The organism is Terrabacter sp. Soil811, assembly GCF_001429655.1.
Taxonomy (GTDB): Bacteria; Actinomycetota; Actinomycetes; order Actinomycetales; family Dermatophilaceae; genus Terrabacter.
The window spans coordinates 1-19,795 of record NZ_LMSX01000003.1; the positions used below are offsets into that span (position 1 = coordinate 1).

At 71.8% G+C, this 19,795-nt stretch carries 21 protein-coding genes and 1 rRNA gene; 9 read left to right on the forward strand and 13 right to left on the reverse strand.

Going from position 1 to position 19,795, the window contains the following annotated elements; all coding sequences use genetic code 11:
- The 3 genes from rrf to ASH01_RS06285 form a co-directional block, all read left to right on the forward strand.
- Nucleotides 1-88: ribosomal RNA gene (gene rrf / locus ASH01_RS06275) — 5S ribosomal RNA — on the forward strand; the annotation flags it as partial.
- 160 nt (nt 89-248) lie between these two features.
- Nucleotides 249-644, forward strand: coding sequence for a cupin domain-containing protein (locus ASH01_RS06280; protein WP_056773071.1), 396 nt, complete (start codon nt 249-251; stop codon nt 642-644).
- On the forward strand, nt 641-1,798 hold the full coding sequence (locus tag ASH01_RS06285) for an adenosine deaminase (protein ID WP_056773074.1): 1,158 nt from the start codon (nt 641-643) through the stop codon (nt 1,796-1,798). The genes ASH01_RS06280 and ASH01_RS06285 overlap by 4 nt, the downstream gene beginning before the upstream one ends.
- A 96-nt stretch (nt 1,799-1,894) precedes the next feature.
- On the opposite strand, the gene ASH01_RS06290 is transcribed toward ASH01_RS06285, so the two are convergent.
- The 5 genes from ASH01_RS06290 to deoC are packed head-to-tail and all read right to left on the reverse strand — an operon-like array spanning nt 1,895 to nt 6,739.
- Complete coding sequence (locus ASH01_RS06290; RefSeq protein WP_056773075.1) at nt 1,895-2,590, reverse strand: aspartate/glutamate racemase family protein; 696 nt, start codon at nt 2,588-2,590, stop codon at nt 1,895-1,897.
- The gene (locus tag ASH01_RS06295; RefSeq protein WP_235509547.1) at nt 2,587-3,303 is read right to left on the reverse strand and encodes a uridine kinase family protein; all 717 of its coding nucleotides are present in this window, start codon (nt 3,301-3,303) and stop codon (nt 2,587-2,589) included. Before ASH01_RS06295 ends, ASH01_RS06290 begins: the two co-directional genes overlap by 4 nt.
- 32 nt (nt 3,304-3,335) lie before the next feature.
- Nucleotides 3,336-4,223 (reverse strand): aldehyde dehydrogenase family protein, encoded by an 888-nt coding sequence (locus ASH01_RS06300; protein WP_056773078.1) that lies wholly within the window; start codon nt 4,221-4,223, stop codon nt 3,336-3,338.
- Nucleotides 4,220-5,692 (reverse strand): aldehyde dehydrogenase family protein, encoded by a 1,473-nt coding sequence (locus tag ASH01_RS06305; protein WP_056773080.1) that lies wholly within the window; start codon nt 5,690-5,692, stop codon nt 4,220-4,222. The genes ASH01_RS06300 and ASH01_RS06305 overlap by 4 nt, the downstream gene beginning before the upstream one ends.
- A gap of 60 nt (nt 5,693-5,752) precedes the next feature.
- Nucleotides 5,753-6,739 (reverse strand): deoxyribose-phosphate aldolase, encoded by a 987-nt coding sequence (deoC, locus tag ASH01_RS06310; RefSeq protein ID WP_082619521.1) that lies wholly within the window; start codon nt 6,737-6,739, stop codon nt 5,753-5,755.
- A 55-nt stretch (nt 6,740-6,794) separates the two neighbouring features.
- On the opposite strand from deoC, the gene ASH01_RS06315 reads away from it, so the two are divergent.
- Nucleotides 6,795-7,448 (forward strand): PH domain-containing protein, encoded by a 654-nt coding sequence (locus ASH01_RS06315; protein ID WP_056773083.1) that lies wholly within the window; start codon nt 6,795-6,797, stop codon nt 7,446-7,448.
- Between the two features lie 104 nt (nt 7,449-7,552).
- On the opposite strand, the gene ASH01_RS06320 is transcribed toward ASH01_RS06315, so the two are convergent.
- Nucleotides 7,553-9,238, reverse strand: coding sequence for a phospho-sugar mutase (locus tag ASH01_RS06320; RefSeq protein ID WP_056773086.1), 1,686 nt, complete (start codon nt 9,236-9,238; stop codon nt 7,553-7,555).
- Nucleotides 9,238-10,071, reverse strand: a complete 834-nt coding sequence (locus tag ASH01_RS06325) for a purine-nucleoside phosphorylase (protein WP_056773089.1) — start codon at nt 10,069-10,071, stop codon at nt 9,238-9,240. Before ASH01_RS06325 ends, ASH01_RS06320 begins: the two co-directional genes overlap by 1 nt.
- Before the next feature lie 101 nt (nt 10,072-10,172).
- On the opposite strand from ASH01_RS06325, the gene ASH01_RS06330 reads away from it, so the two are divergent.
- Complete coding sequence (locus ASH01_RS06330; protein ID WP_056773093.1) at nt 10,173-11,576, forward strand: NAD(P)H-quinone dehydrogenase; 1,404 nt, start codon at nt 10,173-10,175, stop codon at nt 11,574-11,576.
- A gap of 91 nt (nt 11,577-11,667) precedes the next feature.
- On the opposite strand, the gene ASH01_RS06335 is transcribed toward ASH01_RS06330, so the two are convergent.
- Nucleotides 11,668-11,889 (reverse strand): hypothetical protein, encoded by a 222-nt coding sequence (locus ASH01_RS06335; protein ID WP_056773095.1) that lies wholly within the window; start codon nt 11,887-11,889, stop codon nt 11,668-11,670.
- Between the two features lie 120 nt (nt 11,890-12,009).
- On the opposite strand from ASH01_RS06335, the gene ASH01_RS23580 reads away from it, so the two are divergent.
- On the forward strand, nt 12,010-12,546 hold the full coding sequence (locus tag ASH01_RS23580; RefSeq protein WP_056773096.1) for an antitoxin: 537 nt from the start codon (nt 12,010-12,012) through the stop codon (nt 12,544-12,546).
- Nucleotides 12,547-12,634: 88 nt separating this feature from the next.
- Here the strand turns inward: ASH01_RS23580 and ASH01_RS06345 are convergent, their stop codons facing one another.
- Entirely contained in the window at nt 12,635-14,419 is a 1,785-nt protein-coding gene (locus ASH01_RS06345) for an acetyl/propionyl/methylcrotonyl-CoA carboxylase subunit alpha (RefSeq protein WP_056773106.1), read from the reverse strand.
- Between the two features lie 118 nt (nt 14,420-14,537).
- Here ASH01_RS06345 and ASH01_RS06350 point away from each other — a divergent pair, with 118 nt between their 5' ends.
- The 3 genes from ASH01_RS06350 to kynA are packed head-to-tail and all read left to right on the forward strand — an operon-like array spanning nt 14,538 to nt 16,830.
- Nucleotides 14,538-15,380 (forward strand): aldo/keto reductase, encoded by an 843-nt coding sequence (locus ASH01_RS06350; protein ID WP_056773220.1) that lies wholly within the window; start codon nt 14,538-14,540, stop codon nt 15,378-15,380.
- A gap of 39 nt (nt 15,381-15,419) precedes the next feature.
- Nucleotides 15,420-15,932, forward strand: a complete 513-nt coding sequence (locus ASH01_RS06355; RefSeq protein WP_056773111.1) for a DUF3806 domain-containing protein — start codon at nt 15,420-15,422, stop codon at nt 15,930-15,932.
- Nucleotides 15,933-15,954: 22 nt separating this feature from the next.
- Nucleotides 15,955-16,830, forward strand: coding sequence for a tryptophan 2,3-dioxygenase (gene kynA, locus ASH01_RS06360; RefSeq protein WP_056773122.1), 876 nt, complete (start codon nt 15,955-15,957; stop codon nt 16,828-16,830).
- A 97-nt stretch (nt 16,831-16,927) separates the two neighbouring features.
- On the opposite strand, the gene ASH01_RS06365 is transcribed toward kynA, so the two are convergent.
- The 4 genes from ASH01_RS06365 to ASH01_RS06380 all read right to left on the reverse strand — a co-directional run bounded on the left by ASH01_RS06365 (nt 16,928) and on the right by ASH01_RS06380 (nt 19,746).
- A complete protein-coding gene (locus ASH01_RS06365; protein ID WP_162263865.1) occupies nt 16,928-17,626 on the reverse strand; it encodes a helix-turn-helix domain-containing protein in 699 nt (232 codons plus the stop codon).
- Nucleotides 17,627-17,932: 306 nt separating this feature from the next.
- A complete protein-coding gene (locus ASH01_RS06370) occupies nt 17,933-18,388 on the reverse strand; it encodes a SufE family protein (RefSeq protein ID WP_056773129.1) in 456 nt (151 codons plus the stop codon).
- Nucleotides 18,389-18,413: 25 nt separating this feature from the next.
- Nucleotides 18,414-19,292, reverse strand: a complete 879-nt coding sequence (locus ASH01_RS06375; protein WP_056773135.1) for a sulfurtransferase — start codon at nt 19,290-19,292, stop codon at nt 18,414-18,416.
- Nucleotides 19,293-19,323: 31 nt separating this feature from the next.
- Entirely contained in the window at nt 19,324-19,746 is a 423-nt protein-coding gene (locus ASH01_RS06380; RefSeq protein ID WP_056773138.1) for a MerR family transcriptional regulator, read from the reverse strand.
- Between the last annotated feature and the right edge of the window lie 49 nt (nt 19,747-19,795).

Below are 19,795 nucleotides of genomic sequence, written 5' to 3' on the forward strand. Positions count from 1 at the left end.
CGGCTCCATTCCGAACCCGGAAGCTAAGCCCTTCAGCGCCGATGGTACTGCACTGGTGACGGTGTGGGAGAGTAGGACGCAGCCGGACAACCATTCACGACAACCCCGCCAACACCGTTGGCGGGGTTGTCGCATTTCCATGCCCTTTTGACGGTGTGGCTCTGCCGTTCCGACACCGGTCCGATCCCCGTCGGGCCGCTCACCGCCAGGGGATGGGGCGTCCGAGTCGGAGGGACTAGGGTTGGTCCGTGCCTGAACTCATCCCCTCCCCGACCCGCATCCCCGTTCCCGGTGGCAAGGTCATCGACGAGCACATCGGTGCCGTCAACACTCCTGACGCCCGTCTGCAGGGCTCGGTCTCGGTCGCTCGCATGGTGGCGCCGGCCGGATGGTCCGAGCCCTTCCAGGCCCCCGAGTTCGACGAGATCACGCTCGTCCTCGCCGGCACGGTGCTCATCGACCACGACGGCGGCACGCTCGAGGTGGGCGCGGGCCAGTCGGTGATCACGCGCGGCGGTGAGCGCATCCGCTACTCGTGCGGTCCCGAGGGCGCGGAGTACGTCGCCGTCTGCCTGCCGGCCTTCAGCCCGGACTCGGTCCATCGCGAGGAGGACGCCGACACGGCGGCCGGGGATGCGTCGTGAGCTCGGATGACGTGCTGCGCGCTCCCAAGGTCCTGCTCCACGATCATCTCGACGGCGGCCTGCGCCCCCAGTCGATCATCGAGCTGGCCGCGGACGTCGGCTACGACGCCCTGCCCGAGACCGAGGCGGCCGCCCTCGGCACGTGGTTCCGTGAGAGCGCCGACTCGGGGTCGCTCCCGCGCTACCTCGAGACCTTCGACCACACCCTGGCCGTCATGCAGACGCGCGAGGGCCTGTTCCGGGTCGCGAGCGAGTGCGCCCAGGACCTGGCTTCCGACGGCGTGGTCTACGCCGAGAGCCGCTATGCGCCGGAGCAGCACCTGACCCGGGGTCTGACGCTCGAGGGAGTCGTCGAGGCCGTCAACGCCGGTCTGCGCGACGGAGAGGCCAAGGCGGCGGCCGCCGGTCACCCGATCCGGGTCACCTCGCTGCTCACGGCGATGCGCCACGCGGCGAAGTCGACCGAGATCGCGGAGCTCGCGATCCGCTACCGCGACGAGGGCGTGTCCGGCTTCGACATCGCCGGCGCAGAGGCCGGCTATCCGCCCACCCGTCACCTCGACGCGTTCGAGTACCTCCGCCGCGAGAACTTCCACTTCACGATCCACGCCGGGGAGGCTTTCGGTCTGCCGTCGATCTGGGAGGCGATCCAGTGGTGCGGCGCGGACCGTCTCGGTCACGGTGTCCGCATCGTCGACGACATCACCATCGACGGCGCACCCTTCGCGCAGTGGGTCGAGGGGAACAAGGACGAGGCCGACGCGCTGACGTCGCTCGAGCTGGGCCGCGTGCGTCTGGGGCGCCTGTCGGCCTACGTGCGCGACAAGCGCATCCCCCTCGAGATGTGCCCGAGCAGCAACCTGCAGACCTCCGCGGCGCCGTCGATCGCGCTGCACCCGATCACGCTGCTGCGTCGCCTGCGCTTCCGCGTCACGCTCAACACCGACAACCGGCTCATGAGCGACACGTCGATGAGCAAGGAGGCGGCCCTGCTGCGCGACGAGGCCGGCTGGACCCTCGAGGACCTGCGTTGGGTGACGATCAACGCCATGAAGTCGGCCTTCATCCCCTTCGACGAGCGTCTGGCACTCATCGACGACGTCATCAAGCCAGGCTACGCAGCCCTCGGCTACCAGGCCCCGCCCATCGCCTGAGAGCGTCCGTACCTCGCCCGGTCCGAGGTGACCGTGACGCCCGCTGGGGGCGCGCGATCACCTCGAACCGGCCGTGTGGCGTGAGGGACAGAGGGGTCAGTCGTCCGCGAGCGCGGCGTCGACGGCGGCCTCGACGTGCAGGCGCGTCGTCGGGAAGACCGGCACGTCCGCGTCGGACTGGTCGACGAGCAGCTCGATCTCGGTGCAGCCGAGGATGACACCCTCGGCGCCGGCAGCGACGAGCCGCGCGATGACGTCGCGGTAGGCCTGCCGGGACTCCTCGGTCACGACGCCGAGGCACAGCTCCTCGTAGATGATGCGGTGGACCACCGCGCGGTCGCCGCCGTCGGGCACGAGCACGGTGAGCCCGTGACCAGCGAGACGGTCGCGCAGGAAGTCCTGCTCCATCGTGTAGGAGGTGGCGAGCAGACCGACTCGTACGAGGCCCGCAGCGCGCACCGCCCGCGCGGTCACGTCGCCGATGTGCAGCAGGGGGATCGAGACGGCAGCCTCGATGGCGGGAGCCACCTTGTGCATGGTGTTGGTGCACAGCACGAGCAGCTCGGCCCCGCCGGCCTCCAGTCCCGCGGCCGCCGTCGCGAGCAGCGCGCCGGCCTCGTCCCAGCGGTCCTCCGCCTGGAGCCGCTCGACCTCGGCGAAGTCGACGGAGTGCAGGAGCAGTCGCGCCGAGGCCAGACCGCCGACCCGCTCACGGACCAGCTCGTTGGCGAGGCGGTAGTACTCCGCGCTCGACTCCCAGCTCATGCCTCCGAGCAGACCGACGAGCCTCACGTCGAGGCACCGACCCCGAGGAGGGTGCCGAGCTCGGACTCCGCCTGTCGGGGATGCAGGCAGCGGGCGCCGTCTGCGCGTGCCTGTGCGACGACCCGGGGCTCGTCGCGCCACAGGGCGAGCCCACGCCGCACGAGGATGTGCGGCGGCTTGCGACGCTCTGACAGGTCACGCACGAAGCGGCGCAGGGCCGTCAGGCTGCGGTTCTGGCGCACGCACAGGGCATCGGCGAGCAGTCCCTCCCGGCGCAGCGGCTCGACGAGACGTCCCGCGAAGAGCCCCTCGGCGAGGACGAAGTCGGTGGGGCGGGCCTCCACGACGTGCCGACCCGTCACCGCAGAGGCGCCGATGTCGTAGACGGGCACCTCGACGCGGCCGTCGTCGACCAGCGTCCGCAGCGCCTCGACTGCGGCCTGGGCGTCCCACGAGTCGGCGTGGTCCCAGTCGGGGATGCCCAGGGGGGAGCGGGGCAGCTGCGGGTCGCTGGCCTCGCGGTAGAAGTCGTCGAGCCGCACGACCGGCCACCCGTGGGTGGTGCTGAGGCGTGCCGAGAGCCGGCTCTTGCCGGCTCCGCTCGGTTCGGTCAGGAGGATGACGCGGCGGCGGTCACGGCCGGTCCCGCCGGTCGCCGGCGCACCGGCGGGGTCGGCGCCGGTCCGACCCGCGGGCTGCTCGCCCGCGGTGTCGCCCGAGCGGTGGTCGACCGACGCCACCTCGCCCTCCTCCACCAGGTCCAGGGACCGGGTCAGAGACCCTTGGGGTGCCAGACGGTCTTCGTCTCGACGAAGGCCCGGATGCGACCGAGACCGGGGTCGGCGTTCCAGTCGGGCTCGACGGGAGCGCCGTCGGCCAGAGCCGGTCGGTAGACGCGCTTGAGGTTGCCGGCGGCCTCCGCCTCGAGCGCGGCCCAGTCGACGCCCTCGGCGCCGGCGACACCGGTGAGGTCGATGGCGTTGACGTCGCGGTGCGCCGCGAGCCACGTGGCGACCTCGGCGGTCTGTGCCGTGACGATGTTGACGACGCCACCGGGCACGTCGGACGTCGCGAGCACCTCGCTGAAGGTCACCGCCGGCAGCGGACGAGCGGCCGACGACACGACGACGGCCGTGTTGCCCGACGCGATGACCGGGGCCACGACGGACACGAGCCCGAGCAGCGAGGAGGCTTGCGGCGCAAGCACTCCCACGACACCCGTCGGCTCGGGAGCCGACACGTTGAAGAACGGTCCGGCGACCGGGTTGAGGTTGCCGAGAACCTGGGCGATCTTGTCGGTCCACCCGGAGTACCAGACGACACGGTCGATCGCGGCGTCGACGACGGCACCCGCCGCGCGAGCCGTCAGGCCCTCGCTCGCGGCGACCTCCTCGACGAACTGGGCGCGGCGACCCTCGAGCACCTCGGCGACGCGGTAGAGCACCTGCCCGCGGTTGTAGGCGGTGGCACCAGACCAGCCGGGCAGGGCGGCACGCGCGGCGACGACCGCGTCGCGGACGTCCTTGCGCGAGCCCATGGCCGCGTTGGCGAGGAACTCGCCAGAGGCAGAGACGACCTCGTAGGAGCGCCCGGACTCGCTGCGCGGGAACTTGCCCCCGATGTAGAGCTTGTAGGTCTTGCGCACGTCGAGGCGGCTCATCGGGCGGCTCCCGTCAGGGTCGAAGGGGCGGTGGTGACATAGGCCTCGAGGCCGTGGCGACCGCCCTCGCGGCCGTAGCCCGACTCCTTGTAGCCGCCGAACGGCGAGCTGGGGTCGAAGCGGTTGAAGGTGTTGGCCCAGACGACGCCGGCCTTGAGCTGGTCAGCCATCCAGAGGATGCGCGAGCCCTTCTCGGTCCAGACACCGGCGGAGAGGCCGTAGGCGGAGTTGTTGGCCTTCGCGACCGCCTCCTGGGGCGTGCGGAAGGTCAGAACGGTCAGGACCGGGCCGAAGATCTCCTCGGTCGCGACGCGGTGCGTCTGCGAGACGCCGGTCAGCAGCGTGGGCGGGTACCAGAAGCCCTTGGTGGGCAACGTGCATGCCGGGCTCCAGCGTTCGGCACCCTCGGCGACCCCCGCGTCGACGAGCATCGTGATGCGGTCGAGCTGCTCGCGCGAGTTGATCGCGCCGAGGTCGCTGTTCTTGTCGAGGGGGTCGCCGACGCGCAGCGTCTGCAGGCGCCGCTTGAGCTTGGCGATGACCTGGTCGTGGATGTTCTCCTGGACGAGCAGGCGCGAGCCGGCGCAGCAGACCTGGCCCTGGTTGAAGAAGATGCCACCGACGATGCCCTCGACGGCCTGCTCGATGGGCGCGTCGTCGAAGATGATGTTGGCGGCCTTGCCACCGAGCTCGAGGGTGGCCTTCTTGGCGGTCCCGGCGATCGACCGGGCGATGATCTTGCCGACCTCGGTCGAGCCGGTGAAGGCGATCTTGTCGACGTCAGGGTGCTCGACGAGCGCCTGACCGGTGCGGCCGTCACCCGTGACGATGTTGACGACTCCGGCGGGCAGGTCGGCCTGCTGGCACACCTCGGCGAAGAGCAGCGCACTGAGCGGAGTGGTCTCGGCGGGCTTGAGCACCACCGTGTTGCCGGTGGCCAGCGCCGGCGCCACCTTCCACGCGAGCATGAGCAGCGGGAAGTTCCACGGGACGATCTGTGCGACGACACCGTGCGCGCGGGCCGGCGCGTCCCCCGGAGCACCCAGCCCGGCATACTCCAGCTTGTCGGCCCAGCCTGCGTGGTAGAAGAAGTGCGCGGCGGCGGTCGGCACGTCGAAGTCGCGGGTCTCCTTGATCGGCTTGCCGTTGTCGAGCGACTCGAGGACGGCGAACTCGCGGGCGCGCTCCTGCAGGATGCGGGCGATGCGGAAGAGGTACTTGCCGCGCTCGGCGCCGCTCATCCGGCCCCAGACGCCCTCGTAGGCGCGGCGGGCCGCGGCGACGGCCTTGTCGACGTCCTTGGGGCCGGCCTGGCTCACCTCGGCGAGGACCGTCTCGTCGGCGGGGTTGACGGTGGGGAAGGTCGCCTTGGGACGCGTGAACGCACCGTCGATGAAGAGACCGTAGGACTTCTCGATCGTGACGATGGCGCGCGACTCCGGCGCTGGGGCGTACTCGAACTTCGGCATCAGGGTGTCTTTCGTGGGCGCTGTCGTGTGAGGCGCGGTCGGTCAGTCAGGCAGTCACAGTCAGTCGATCGTCACGTAGTCGGCGCCGGAGTAGGCACCCGTGGCGAGCTTCTGACGCTGGAGGATGAGGTCGTTGAGCAGGCTCGAGGCACCGAAGCGGAACCACTCGGGCGAGAGCCAGTCGTCGCCGGCGATCTCGCTGACCATGACGAGGTACTTGATGGCGTCCTTGGTCGTCTTGATGCCACCGGCCGGCTTGACGCCGACCTGGCTGTCGGTGAGGTCGCGCCAGTCGCGCACGGCCTCGAGCATGATGAGCGTGACGGGCAGGGTGGCGGCGGGCTGCACCTTGCCCGTGGAGGTCTTGATGAAGTCACCGCCCGCGAGCATCGAGAGGTACGAGGCGCGGCGGACGTTGTCGTAGGTGACGAGCTCGCCGGTCTCCATGATGACCTTGAGGTGCGCCGTGCCGCAGGCCTGCTTGACCTCGGTGATCTGGTTGAAGACGGTGAGGTAGTCACCCGAGAGGAACGCACCGCGGTCGATGACCATGTCGATCTCGTCGGCGCCGGCCTCGACGGCGTCGCGGGTGTCGGCCAGCTTGACCGGCATGCTGGCGCGACCGGACGGGAAGGCCGTCGCCACCGCGGCGACGTGGATGCCGCTGTCGCCGAGCGCGGCCTTCGCGGTCGCGACCATGTCGCCGTAGACGCAGATGGCGGCGGGACGCGGCGTCGTGGGGTCGAGCGGGTCGGGCACGAGGGCCTTGGCGCACAGGGACCGGACCTTGCCGACCGTGTCGGAGCCCTCGAGAGTGGTCAGGTCGATCATCCCGATGGCGGTGTCGATCGCCCAGGCCTTGCTCGTCGTCTTGATCGAGCGGGTGCCGAGGGACGCGGCCCGCGCCTCGCAGCCGACCTGGTCGACTCCGGGCAGGCCGTGCAGCCAGGAGGTGAGGGCATGGTTCGTCAGGCGCGACACCCCGAGGACGTCCCGCGCCTGCGCGGTGAGGTCCTGCGCGGTGCGCGTCGTGGTGCTAACTGTCACCACGGGAGTCTATCCACCTATCGAGACGGCCCGTGACGCGTGAGAGAGTCTGTCCGTGAGCCCCGACGTGTCCCCGCTGCCCTCCGACTCACCCGCCGAGGAGCATCCCGAGCGCGTCGCCCTGCGCGATGCCCGCACGCTCCGGCCCGGCTCGTCGGTCACCGTCGGCGTCATCGGCGCGGCGGCCGGCGTCGCCCTGCTCGTCCCCGGAGTGCTGACCGAGCCGCGCAGCTGGACGCTCATCTCGACCGTGGTGCTCGCACTCGTGCTCCTGTGGCTCTTCGTCGTGCGCCCCTGCGTCGTCATCCACGCCGAGGGGATCCGACTCGTCAACCCGCTGCGGGTCGTCGACGTCACGTGGCCGGCCATCAGCGAGGTCAGGTCACGCTGGGCGCTCGAGGTCGTGGCGGACGGCCGCCGCTACACCGCGTGGGGGGTGCCGGCCGACCCCGGTCGTCCGAGGTACGGCCGCGGCATGCTGACCGTGGGCGCCAACAAGGTGCGGGGCAAGGGGACCACCGAGGAGCCGGCGAAGTCGAAGGTCGAGGCGCAGGCCGTCGCGGCCGAGGTCGAGGCCCGGATGAGCGCCGACCGCAAGCGCAAGGACGGTCGGACGCCACGCATCGCGCACCAGGTCTGGGACCCGGCGTCCGTCGGCCTGCTCCTCGTCGGCCTCGCGTTCTTCGTCATCGGCACGTTCGTCGTCTGACGGGGCCCGCTCTGACGGGGCCCGCTCTGACGGGGCCCGCTCCGACGGGCCAGGGTGACCCGGCCCCACGCGTACGCCGTCGATGGCGTACGCGTGGAGCGGCGTCACAGGGACGTGAGGCGTTCCAGGTCGGCCCGGACCCGGGCGAGGCGCGTCTCGGCGACCGCACGGGACTCCCCGAGCGACGCCGGACCGGCCACCGGCTCGATGACCTCGAGGTAGACCTTCACCTTGGGCTCGGTGCCGCTCGGGCGGACGATGACCCGCGAGCGGTCGGCGAGGTGGTAGCGCAGTCCCTCGGTCGGCGGCAGCCCACCGTCGCCCTCCGCGAGGTCGTCGACGCGGGCGACGTCGACGCCGGCCACGGTGGTGGGTGGCTCGGCGCGCAGGCGGCCCATGAGGGTGTCGGTCTGGGCGAGGTCCGAGACGCGCACCGCAAACGAGTCGGTCGCGTGGACGCCGTGCTCGATCGCGAGGTCGTCGAGCAGGTCGATGAGGGTGCGACCCTGCGCCTTGAGGCCGGCCGCGAGCTCGGCGAGCAGGAGGGCGGCGCTGACGCCGTCCTTGTCGCGGACGAGCTGCGGGGCGACGCAGTAGCCGAGCGCCTCCTCGTAGCCGTAGCGCAGCCGGTCGACGCGGGAGATCCACTTGAAGCCGGTCAGCGTCTCCTCGTGGGCGAGCCCGGCCGCCTTGGCGATCGACGCGAGCAGGCGCGAGGACACGATGGAGTTGGCGAAGACGTCGCGGCGCGAGACACCTCGCTGCACGATGTGCGCGCCGAGCAGTGCCCCCACCTCGTCGCCGCGCAGCATCCGCCAGTCGCCGAGCGCCGGGTCGAGCACGGCGGCGGCGCAGCGGTCGGCATCGGGGTCGTTGGCGATGACGAGGTCGCAGCCGACGGCGCGCGCACGGGCGAGCGCGAGGTCGATCGCACCCTTCTCCTCGGGGTTCGGGAAGGCGACGGTCGGGAAGTCCGGGTCCGGCACGGCCTGCTCGTCGACGACGACCGGGGCCGCGAAGCCCGCCTGGACGAAGGCCGTGTGCACCGTGCCGTGGCCGACGCCGTGCAGGCTCGTGTGGACGATGCGCAGGTCGCGCGGTGAGTGCGGGTCGACGACGCTGACGACGGCGTCGACGTAGTCCTCGAGGAGGTTGTCGCCCAGCGTTTCCCAGCCCTCCGACACGCGGGGCACGTCGGCCACCCGTTCGACGCGACCGATGTGGGCGGCGATCTGGGCGTCGGCCGGCGGCACGATCTGGCTGCCATCGCCGAGGTAGACCTTGTAGCCGTTGTCCTGAGGCGGGTTGTGGCTCGCCGTCACCATGACGCCGGCATCGGCGCCGAGGTGGCGGATCGCGAACGCGAGGACCGGCGTCGGAAGGGGCTGGGGCAGCAGCAGCGCCCGACCGCCGGCCGCGACGACGACCGCGGCCGTGTCGCGGGCGAAGACGTCGGAGTTGTAGCGCGCGTCGAAGCCGACGACGACGGTCGGCGCCTCGCCGGCGCGCCCCTCGTCCTTGAGGTATGCCGTGAGGCCGGCTGCCGCGCGGATGACGACGCTGCGGTTCATCCGGTTGGGGCCGGCGCCGAGGGCCCCGCGTAGGCCCGCGGTCCCGAACTCGAGCAGGCCCGCCATGCGGTCGGCGAGGTCGGCGGCGGCCTCCGCGTCTCCCGCGGCGGCCCGCCCGAGGACGGCATCGAGCTCGTCACGCGTCGTCGGGTCGGGGTCGTCGTCGCGCCACGCGCGCGCCGCGGCATACAACGTCTCGGTCGTGTCGACGGTCGTCATCAGAGACGCCCCACGACTGCTGCGAGCAGACGGCCGCACCGTTCGGCGGCGGCCTGGCCGGCCTCGAGCACCTCCGCGTGGCTCAGCGGCTGGTCCGAGATGCCCGCGGCGAGGTTGGTGACGAGCGAGATGCCGAGGACGTCGAGCCCGGCCTGACGCGCGGCGATCGCCTCGAGGCTCGTCGACATGCCGACGAGGTCGCCGCCGATGACCTTGGCCATCTGCACCTCGGCCGGGGTCTCGTAGTGGGGGCCCCGGAACTGGACGTAGACGCCCTCGTCGAGGTCGGGGTCGACCTCGCGGGCGAGGTCGCGCAGCCGCGGGGTGTAGAGGTCGGTGAGGTCGACGAAGTTCGCACCCTCGATGGGGGAGTGCGCGGTGAGGTTGATGTGGTCGCGGATGAGGACCGGGGTGCCGGGCGCCCAGGCCGGGTTGAGGCCGCCGCACCCGTTGGTCAGGACGATCGTCGAGCAGCCCGCGGCCTTCGCGGTGCGCACACCGTGGACGACCGCCCGCACGCCGCGTCCCTCGTAGAAGTGGGTGCGGGTGCCGAAGACGAGGGCCCGACGGCCGGTGTCGCCGATCGCGACCGAGCGCATGCTGCCGGAGTGGCCGGCGACGGCGGCCTTGTGGAAGCCGGGGACGTCGGCGTTGTCGACGGTCGCGAGCGTCTCACCGATGAGGTCGGCGGTCTGGCCCCAGCCCGAGCCGAGCACGAGCGCGACGTCGTGGTGGTCGACGCCGGTGCGCTCGGCGATGACGGCGGCGGCGTCGGCGGCGACGTCGAAGGGGTCGGTGGAGGGGTCGCTGAGATCGCGGTGGGAACTGGTCACGCTCAGGACTCTAGCGAGGTCGTCGCGGCGCAGGAACCGCTCCCCGGGCGGCGGCTCGGGGGCCGGCCGGGCCTCGGCGCGGGGGATGGTTGGATGGTCCCGTGATCACGCGCGAGACATCCGTTGTCATCATCGGCGGCGGCCCCGGCGGCTACGAGGCGGCCCTCGTCGCGGCCCAGCTCGGGGCGCGGGTCACGATCGTCGAGAAGGACGGCCTCGGCGGCGCGGCGGTCCTCACGGACTGCGTGCCGAGCAAGGCCCTCATCGCGACCGCCGACTACATGTCCGACTTCGAGACGGCCTCGCGCCTCGGCGTGCGTCTGCAGGACGACGACGGTGACGAGGTGTCCGACGCCGTCGCCCAGGCGCACACCGTCAACGACCGGATCCTCGAGCTCGCGGCCGCCCAGAGCGCTGACATCCAGGGCAGCCTCGAGCAGGTCGGCGTCACGGTCCTGCGCGGCACCGCCCGGCTCGCCGGTCGCGAGCGCGTCGTCGCCGAGCTCGCCGACGGCACGACGCGGGAGCTCACCGCCCACGTCGTCCTCGTCGCCACGGGCGCTGCGCCCCGCGTCATGGACACGATGCGGCCCGACGGCGAGCGCATCCTCACCTGGCAGCAGATCTACTCCCTCGAGGAGCTGCCCGAGCGCATCATCGTCATCGGCTCCGGTGTCACCGGCGCCGAGCTCGCCCAGGCCTACCTCGGCCTCGGCTCCCAGGTCGTCCTCGTCTCCTCCCGTGACCGGGTGCTGCCCGGCGAGGACGCCGACGCCGCCACCGTCATCGAGGACGTCTTCCGCAAGCGCGGCATGGAGGTCCTCAACAAGTCGCGTGCGGCCTCGGTCGAGCGCACCGCCGACGGCGTCGTCGTGACCCTCGTCGACGGCCGCACGGTCGAGGGCTCGCACGCGCTGCTCGCCGTCGGGTCCGTGCCCAACACTGCGGGCCTCGGCCTCGAGGAGGCCGGCGTCGAGCTCAGCCCCTCCGGACACGTCCAGGTCGACCGCGTCTCGCGCACCAGTGCCGGCGGCGTCTACGCGGCGGGCGACTGCACCGGGGTGCTGCCCCTCGCGTCGGTCGCGGCCATGCAGGGCCGCATCGCCATGTGGCACGCGCTCGGCGACGCCGTGTCGCCGCTCAACGTCCGGGGGGTCGCCGCCAACATCTTCACCGAGCCCGAGATCGCGACGGTCGGCATCAGCCAGAACGCCGCCGACGAGTCACCCGAGGTCGAGTCGGTCACCCTGCCGCTCGCCCGCAACCCGCGCGCCAAGATGCAGGGCATCAGCGACGGCTTCGTCAAGCTCTTCTGCCGCAAGGGCTACGGCACGGTGCTCGGCGGCGTCGTCGTCGCGCCGAAGGCCTCAGAGCTGATCTACCCCGTGGCGCTGGCCGTGCAGAACCGGCTCAGCGTCGACCAGGTGTCGAGCACCATCACGGTCTATCCCTCGCTCTCCGGCTCGATCGCCGAGGCGGCGCGCCAGCTGCACCAGTCCGACTGACACCCGCGCGGGACGACGCGGGACGACGCGGGACGAGGCGCAGGCCAGCGTCGCCGCGGGACCCGGGCGGACGGCATACGCCGTCGGTGGCTCAGGGCTGCTCGTCGCCCGGCGCCGGCCGGTCTGCCGGACCGCGCTCGAGGTCTGCGCGCCGGTCCTCCTCGGCCCACCGCTCGCGTCGGCGGCGCGAGACCACCTGGCGCAGCTTCTTCTGGAGCGGGTAGAGGATCGCCGCCACGACGATGAGGATGACGAGGTTCGCCACGGAGAAGACGGGCTGCTCGGCCGTGGCAGTGGTGAGGGTCGCAAACACACGTGCAGTGTGCCAGAGGCGTAGCGTCGGGACGGTGGCGGCGTCGTCGCCACGTCAGGGAGGTCGCCCGGGCCGCGGGTCGGACGTTCCTGGGCAGGTCGGACCGTGGAGGCACACGCAGTGAGCGACTGGATCCAGAAGGCCAAGGACTTCGTCAAGGGTCACCCCGAGCAGGCCGAGCAGGGTCTCGACAAGGCCGAGGAGCTCATCAACGAGCGCACCGGCGGCAAGTACGCAGACCAGGTCGACCAGGGCACCGACACGCTCAAGGAGAGCCTCGGGCTGCCAGCCGACGCGGAGGGCACTCAGCCGCCCGGCGCCCCTGAGCCGCCGGCCCCGCCCGCGCCGGCGCCGAGCCCCGCCCCGGCTCCGACGCCCGAGCCGGCTCCGACCCCGGCGCCTGCGCCCACACCGGAACCCGTGCCCACCCCGACCCCGGCGCCCGCTCCGGGACCCACCGAGCCGAGGCCCCCGGTCGACCCGACCGACCCGGCCCCCGTCGACCCCCACCTGCCCGGTGGACCAGGACCGTCGGAGATCCCGCCAGCCGGCGAGCCCGCGGGTGAGCAGGACCTGCCCGGCGTCCCCGACCCCAACCTGCCCGGATCGGGCGAGGGTGACATCACCCTCGGCGACCCGCCCGCCAGGCAGGGCTGACGCGAGCGCCGCTCACCCGGGGGCGCACGCACGAGGGCCGACCTGCCTCGCGGCAGGTCGGCCCTCGTCGTTGTCCGTTCTGCGTCGTTCAGGCCTCGACGACGTCCGCGATCTCGGCGAGCACGGCGCCCGACGTGACGGTCTCGCCGACCTTCGCGGTCAGGCCGGAGACGACACCGGCCTTGTGGGCGGTGATCGGCTGCTCCATCTTCATCGCCTCGAGGACGATGATGAGGTCACCCGCCGCGACGGTCGCACCCTCCTCGACGGCGATCTTGACGATGGTGCCCTGCATCGGGGCCGTGAGGGAGTCGCCGGAGGCGGCGCCACCGGACTTGCCACCGCCAGACCGCTTGGGCGCCTTCTTCTTCGCCGCGGAGGCGCCCCCGCCACCACCGAGCGAGAGGCCGCCCGGGAGCGAGACCTCGAGGCGCTTGCCGCCGACCTCGACGACGACGGTCTGGCGCTCCTCCGCCTCGGCCGTGTCGGCCGCCGGGCCGGCATACGCCTCGATGGTGTTGTCGAACTCCGTCTCGATCCAGCGGGTGTGGATCGTGAACGGCGCGCCGTCGGCCGGTGCGAAGGCCGGGTCGGCGACGACCGCGCGGTGGAAGGGGACGACGGTCGGCATGCCCTCGATGGTCAGCTCGGCCAGCGCCCGACGGGAGCGCTCGATGGCCTGCTCGCGGGTGCGGCCGGTGATGACGAGCTTGGCGATCATGGAGTCGAACGCGCCGGCGACCGTGTCGCCCTCGACGATGCCGGCATCCCAGCGCACGCCGGGGCCCTGCGGCACGACCATGCGGCTGACGGTGCCCGGGGCCGGGAGGAAGCCCCGGCCGGCGTCCTCGCCGTTGATCCGGAACTCGATCGAGTGGGCGTGGGGCTCGGGGTCGCCGTAGTCGAGGGACTCGCCGTTCGCGATGCGGAACTGCTCGCGCACGAGGTCGATGCCGGTGACCTCCTCGGTCACGGGGTGCTCCACCTGCAGGCGCGTGTTGACCTCGAGGAAGCTGATGTCGCCGGCCGGCCCGACGAGGAACTCGCACGTGCCGGCGCCGACGTAGCCGGCCTCCTTGAGGATCGCCTTGCTCGCGCGGAGCAGCTCGGTGTGCTGCTCCTCGGTGAGGAAGGGTGCGGGGGCCTCCTCGACGAGCTTCTGGTTGCGGCGCTGGAGCGAGCAGTCGCGGGTCGAGACGACGACGACGTTGCCGTGCTGGTCGGCGAGGCACTGGGTCTCGACGTGGCGTGGGTGGTCGAGGAAGCGCTCGACGAAGCACTCGCCACGGCCGAACGCCGTCACGGCCTCGCGGACGGCCGAGTCGTAGAGGTCGGGGATCTCCTCCATCGCGCGGGCGACCTTGAGGCCGCGTCCGCCGCCGCCGTAGGCCGCCTTGATCGCCACGGGCAGGCCGTGCTCCTTCGCGAACTCGACGACCTCGTCGGCCCCGGAGACGGGATCCTTCGTGCCGGGCACGAGCGGTGCGCCGGCCTTCGTGGCGATGTGGCGCGCCTTGACCTTGTCGCCCAGCGAGTCGATGGCCTGCGGTCCGGGGCCGATCCAGACCAGCCCGGCGTCGATGACGGCCTGGGCGAACGACGCGTTCTCGGCGAGGAAGCCGTAGCCGGGGTGGACCGCGTCCGCCCCGGCCTGACGGGCGACGTCGAGCAGCTTCTCCTGGACGAGGTAGCTCTCACCGGGGGTCGAGCCCCCGAGGGCGTACGCCTCGTCGGCGACCTTGACGTGCAGGGCATCCCGGTCCGGGTCGGCGTAGACCGCGACCGAGGCGATCCCACTGTCCGCGCACGCCCGCGCGATGCGGACGGCGATCTCACCACGGTTTGCGATCAGTACCTTGCTGATGGGTGCCATGGATCGGACTCTATCGGGCTGACGTCACGTCAATTCGGCGTCCTCCGGCGTATTCCCGGTCGTCTCGGAGTGAGGTCGCGCACACCGCCTCGGTCCGCCTCGACCTAGCGTGGACGGCATGACGACACACGAGTCCGCCCCGACCCTCGACCTCGGCCACGCCTCCACCCCCGGCCTGGCCATCCCGCAGATCGGCTTCGGCGTCTGGGAGGTCCCGGACCGTGCCGTCGACGCCGCCTTCGGGCAGGCCCTCGACGACGGCTACCGCCACATCGACACCGCCCGGATCTACGGCAACGAGGAGGGCGTCGGCCGGGTCCTCGCCCGCGAGGACGTCGACCGCGACGGCGTCTTCGTCACGACGAAGGTCTGGAACGACGACCACACGAACGTCCCCGCCGCCTTCGACGCGTCGATGCAGCGCCTCGGCATCGAGGTCCTCGACCTCTACCTCATCCACTGGCCGGCGCCCCAGCAGGACGCCTACGTCGACGCGTGGCGGGCGATGCTCGAGCTCCAGGGCGAGGGCCGGGTCCGCTCGGTCGGTGTCTGCAACTTCCAGGTGCCCCACCTCCAGCGCCTGCTCGACGAGACCGGAGTCCTGCCGTCGGTCAACCAGGTCGAGCTGAGCCCCTACCTCCAGCAGCGTGAGCTGCGCGCCTTCCATGCCGAGCACGGCATCGTCACCGAGGCCTGGAGCCCGCTCGCCGTGCGCGCCGGCCTGCTCGACGACCCGGTCGTCCGCGACCTCGCCGCCAAGCACTCGGTCACGCCGGCCCAGCTCGTGCTGCGCTGGCACGTCGAGCTCGGCAACGTCGTGCTGACGCGGTCGGTCACCCCGGCCCGCATCGCGGAGAACGTCGAGATCTTCGGTTTCCGCCTCGGCGACGACGACCTCGAGGCCCTCGCGGGACTCGACCGGGGCACGCGCACCGGCCCCGACCCGGACACCTTCGGCTGACCTGACCCGGGGTGGGTCCGAGCCACTAGATTGGCGGGCATGGGACTGTTCTCGCGCAAGGGCAAGGACGACACCGACGAGCCCGCGGGCCTGGAGCCCGGCGTCGGCGAGGACCCGGACGACGCGCTCAGCCCCGACGTCACCGGGCGCCCGGTCGCGGTGCCGCTCGGTGACGAGGAGCGCGACCGCATCGCCTCGGCGCTCGAGCACGCCGCCGCTGAAGGGGTGGACGTCGACGACCTCGCGTCGATCGGCGCCCACTACGACACGGCCTACCGCCGCTGGGCCGACGAGGGTGGCTCGGGAGAGGGGCCGGACGTCGTCGTCGAGACGTATGCCGTGGCCATCGGCGAGCACCTCGCGCGCCACAGCGCGCGGGACTGGGCCGTCGTCACCGACGTCTTCGGCACCGACCTCGGCCTCGTGGCGGCACGTGCCGACACGGTGGTCGTGCCGCACAACCTCGTCGGTGCGCGGTGGATGCGCGGCGAGACCGGCTGGGTGCCGGGCGTCGTGTCCCACCTCGTCAGCATCCGTCCGCGGTCGCGCTGACCCCACCCCTAAGATCGCCGGCATGGACAGTGCCGCCCCGGGAGGGCCCGACCGACGCAGCAAGCGCGACCTGGAGGAGGGGATCCAGCGCGACTTCACGCGCAAGATGTCCTACGGCGACTACCTGCGGCTGGACACCCTTCTCAGCGCGCAGCAGCCGCTGAGCGAGCCGCCCCAGCACGACGAGCTGCTCTTCATCATCCAGCACCAGACGTCGGAGCTGTGGCTCAAGCTCCTCATCCACGAGCTCCGTTCTGCCAGAAGCCTGCTCAGGGACGACGAGCTGGCGCCGGCGCTCAAGAGGCTCGCCCGCGTCAAGCACATCCAGCACACCCTGACGGACCAGTGGTCGGTGCTCGCGACGCTGACGCCGAGCGAGTACGCGCAGATCCGCCCCTTCCTCGCCGCGAGCTCGGGCTTCCAGTCGGCGCAGTACCGCGAGGTCGAGTTCCTCCTCGGCAACAAGAACGCCGACATGGTGGCCGTGTTCTCGCATGACGAGGGCGCCCGCTCGGCGCTCGACGCGCTGCTGCACGAGCCCAGCCTCTACGACGAGTTCCTCGCCTACCTCGGTCGACGTGGGTATGCCGTCCCGGCAGGCCTGCTCGACCGTGACTGGACCCAGCCCTACCGCCACGACGAGGGGCTCGTCGACGTCTTCGCGGCCGTCTACGCCGAGCCGAACGAGCACTGGGGCGTCTACGAGACGTGCGAGGAGCTCGTCGACCTCGAGGACAACTTCCAGCAGTGGCGCTTCCGCCACCTCCAGGTCGTGCAGCGCACGATCGGGCAGAAGACCGGCACCGGCGGCTCGACGGGAGTCGACTTCCTGCGCCGCGCCCTCGACCTGACCTTCTTCCCCGAGCTCTACGAGGTGCGCACCCGCATCGGGGGTTGACCCACGCGTCGTCCGTTGCTCCCGCGCTCTGGTGTTGCCTGAGGGGGTCGGTGTGCCCGAGCGCCGCCAGACACCGTGGGCGACGATCATCCGAGCACTACACGATGGGCGGCGGAGTGCCGAGGCGCCCCGCCGGGCCCAGGCGCGCGTCGTCGCCTTCGTCTTCGCCGGGGAGCGCGAGGCGTCTGCGGACCCTGAGGCCGCGCGGCTCGCACTGGCAGGGACATGCAGCGGTGCACAGCTCCTCGAAGCAGACGTCGAGGCACGCGCACTCGACGTCGGCCATCGGTGGTGCGTCGATACGAGGCTGCCGCCCTCGCATGAGGCGATGGCGCAGCGTGAGCGCCGCCTCAGTCGGATGGTCGGTCGGGCGTCCTCTGAGGGGTGCGGCCTCGGCCAGCTCGTCCCGGGCGGCCCGGTGGCGGAACCAGCCCCGAGCCTCGGGCCGGTCGTAGCGCGGGAAGGCCCAGCGTTCGAAGGGCACCTCGTCCGGAGGGGCGACGTCGAGGTGGGCAGGGAACCGTCGCCCCTGGTTGTCCCGCACGGTGTCGACCGGCACGGGCATCACCTCGTTCCCGTCACCGTCGACGACGGCGAGGTGGAGCCCCGCGAGCGCGAGGATCTCCGCGAAGATGCCGAAGCCAGGCGCCACGGAGCCGGTCTCGTAGCGACCCACGGTGCTCGACGAGACTCCCACCCGTGCTGCGAGCTCGCGCTGGCTGAGGTCGGCGAGTCGGCGTGCCCGCACGACGTAACGCGCAACCACGTCCTCTGCCTGCATCCGTTCCGGGCTCATGGTCGTGATCATCGGCGTCGGTGCCGACACTGCAGCGAGGTCGTACGTTCACGATCCACAGGCGAGCGACACGTCCCGGGGGGTGTGGACAGATCGCCACGTCACTGCCCCGCCCCGTGGGGCAGTGACGTAGCGAGCGCGGGTGGTTGCCCAGCAGGTGGCCGGGCTCGGCGGCTACGTCAGTGCCCCGCTGGGTGGGGCACTGACGTAGCGCGTGCGGGTGGGTGCCCGGCGGGCGGTGGGGTTGGCGGCTATGTCAGTGCCCCGCTGGGTGGGGCACTGACATAGGGGCGGTGAGTGGCGGGGTCAGACGGCGGTCTTGGCGCGTACCTGGCGCTTGATGCGGCCGAGCATGGCCACCATCCCGCGCATGCGCAGGGGTGACACGGCCTCGGCGAGACCGAAGCGCATCGGGGCGTCGTCGGGGACGCCCAGCACCTCGGCGGCCGAGAGGCCGTCGAGACCCTCGTGCAGGATGCCGGCGAAGCCGCGGGTCGTCGGGGCCTCAGCGGGTGCGTCGAAGAAGAGGCTGACGACCCGGTCCTCGAGCGAGGGGCCTTCGGCGACCTCGACCGTGAGGAAGAGCGGCGACTGGCACTCGTCGACACGTTCGAGCTGGTCGAGGTGGCCGGCATAACGCTCGGGCAGTCCCGGTAGCTCGTCGCTGAACTCCAGCAGGAGCTGCAGCTTGAGGTCGTTGCTCGCCGAGCGGAAGTCCTCGGCGATCTCGGCCAGGGAGGCCGGCAGCGGGGTGTCGCTCACGAGGGGCTCCTGTCTCGCGTCGGGGTCATTTCTCGATGGGCACGCGCACGGCGTTGCCCCACTCGGTCCACGAGCCGTCGTAGTTGCGCACGGCCTCGAAGCCGAGCAGGTGGGTCAGGACGAACCACGTGTGCGACGAGCGCTCGCCGATGCGGCAGTACGCGACGACGTCGTCGGACGGCGTCAGGCCCTGCTCCTCGAGGTAGATCGCCTCGAGGTCCTCGCGCGACTTGAACGAGCCGTCCTCGTCGGCAGCGCGCGCCCACGGCACCGACTTCGCGCCGGGGATGTGTCCGCCGCGCATCGCCCCCTCCTGGGGGTAGTCGGGCATGTGGAGCAGCTCACCGGAGTACTCGCCGGGGGAGCGGACGTCGACGAGGGGCTTGCCGAGGTGCGCGAGGACGTCGTCCTTGAACGCGCGGATCGGGGCGTCGTCACGCTCGGCGACGGGGTAGTCCACGGCCGTCGGGGACGCCACCTCGCGAGTCAGCTCGCGGCCCTCCGCGACCCACTTCGCCCGGCCACCGTCGAGCAGCCGGACGTCATCGTGGCCGAAGAGGCTGAAGACCCAGAGGGCGTAGGCCGCCCACCAGTTGCTCTTGTCGCCGTAGATGACGACGGTCGTGTCGCGGCTGATGCCGCGCTGACCCATCACCTCGGCGAACCGGGCGCCGTCGACGTAGTCGCGCGTCACGGGGTCGTTGAGGTCGACGTGCCAGTCGATCTTGAGCGCGCCGGGGATGTGACCGGTCTCGTAGAGCAGGACGTCCTCGTCGGACTCGAGCAGCACGATCCCGTCCGGGCCGCCGATGCCGCCGGCCGAGACCTGCTCCGCGAGCCACTCGGTCGTGACGAGCCGCTCGGGGTGGGCGTAGGCGGAGATCTTCGTGTCTTCAGCGCTCATGTCCCCATCGTGTCACGCGGGGCCCGGCCCCTCACACGTGGTCGAGGCGCCCGAGGTCGTCGCGACAGCGGCGCTCGAACTCGCCGAGCTCGGCGATGGCGTCCTGCACGTCCCGCAGCCGCTGCTCGAGGTCGGTGCGGCGCTCGTCGATCTGGTCCAGGACGTACTCGAGCTGGGTGCGACGACCGCGCGGGGCGTCGAAGAGGTCGATGATCGTGCGGATCTCCTCGAGCGGGAAACCGAGCCGCTTGCCGCGCAGGATCAGGCCGAGGCGCGTGCGGTCGCGGCGGTGGTAGACGCGCTGCGTGCCGCGACGCTCGGGGGAGATGAGCCCGAGGTCCTCGTAGTGGCGCACCGTCCGGTGGGTGACGTCGAACGCCTCGGCCACCTGGGCGATGGTCCACGTCTCGCCGGTCCGCGAGGACCGGTGCGTGGTCGAGGTGTCACTTGTCATGGGGTCGATAGTGCTTTACGTTTACGTCAACGTCAAGCACGCGTCACGA